Annotated in this window: 1 protein-coding gene and 1 pseudogene; one reads left to right on the forward strand and one right to left on the reverse strand. The window is 64.6% G+C overall.

The window, feature by feature from the left end; all coding sequences use genetic code 11:
• Positions 1–411 (reverse strand): annotated as a pseudogene (locus tag ABTU92_RS29775) (GntP family permease); the annotation flags it as partial.
• Between the two features lie 239 nt (positions 412–650).
• On the opposite strand from ABTU92_RS29775, the gene ABTU92_RS29780 reads away from it, so the two are divergent.
• Positions 651–1,331, forward strand: a 681-nt coding sequence (locus ABTU92_RS29780; protein WP_408095147.1) for a GntR family transcriptional regulator, incomplete at its 3' end; no start/stop codon positions are given.

A 1,331-nucleotide genomic window follows, 5' to 3' on the forward strand; every position in this document is an offset into this window, starting at 1 on the left:
GCGCGCGATCGGCATGATCGCGAAGATCACGACGAACAGGCTCACGCCGCCCAAGGTGAGCAAGGTCGTGATGGCCGAGATGGCGAGCAGAACATAGAGCTGGCTGCCGGTTCCGGTCGCCAGCAGGATCTTCCCGGCGATCGCCCGGGCCGCACCGCTGTCGTCCATGTACTTGCCGAACACCGACGCGAACAGGAAGATCAGGTAGAACTTCCCGGCGTAATTCACGAAGCCCTTCATGTAGGGCCCGGTCAGCGTGTCGAGCACGCCCATGTTCGAGAACAGGGCGACGATGACGACCGCCAATGGCGCGATCAGCATGATGCCGACGCCCCGCAGGGCCAGGATCACGATCACGACCAGCGAGACGAATATCCCGACGACGCTCTGGTCCACGACGCTCAGGTCCATGACACTCCCCAATTGACCATTGTCCGAAGCTCCTCGGCCGGCGCGGCGCGTGATGTCGTCGGGTGGGGGTGGACCGGCGCGTCACGGCTGATGGCGTTAGTATGCGGTAGCCGGTATACCGGATATCACGCGCCGACGATGGGCGGTATACGCGATACTTCGAGGGCGAGGTCGGTGGAGCCGGCGGACGGGGCCTGCTATCCTGGAACCCGCAAGATGCAATATTCCCTAAGAGATTCATGATGTTGGATGCCATCACCCCGGTCGATGCGGTGCCGACGCTGCAAGACCAGGTCTACGACAAGCTCAAGAGCGCGTTGCTCGGCGGCGAGTTCCAGCCGGGGGAACCGTTGTTCCTGATGACGCTGGCGCGGATGCTCGGAACGAGCCGCATGCCGGTGCGGGATGCCCTGAACCGGCTCGTCGCCGAGCAGGCGCTGGTGAAGACGCCCGACCGGATGATCCGCGTCGCACCGTTCACGCGGGAGATTTGCGAGGAGCACATCCGCATCAGGATGCATCTCGAGGGGCTCGCCGTGCTGCGTGCGTGCCGGTCCCCCGACCGCCATCGGCTCGTCGAGCGACTGCGGGCCATCAACGACCGAATGCTGGAGGCGGCCGACGCCAAGACCATCCGCAAGGCGGTCGAGGCGAACAAGGAGTTTCACTTCGCCATCTACGAAGAAGCGCGATACCCGCAGCTGCTGCAGATGATCTCGCATCTGTGGCTGCGGACCGGTCCGTTCGTCGCCACGGCCCAGCGCGAGCCCTCCGACGCCGGCCAGTTGTTCACCACCGGCTTCAAGTTCCACACGCGCGTCATCGCCGCCGTGGCGAAAGCGGATGTCCGCTCCGCCCGCTACGCCCTGTGCGGCGACATTCGGACGGCGACCTGCTGGCTCCGGAGGAACTACAATTTT

Source organism: Rhodoplanes sp. SY1 (genome assembly GCF_046000175.1).
Lineage (GTDB): Bacteria > Pseudomonadota > Alphaproteobacteria > Rhizobiales > Xanthobacteraceae > Rhodoplanes.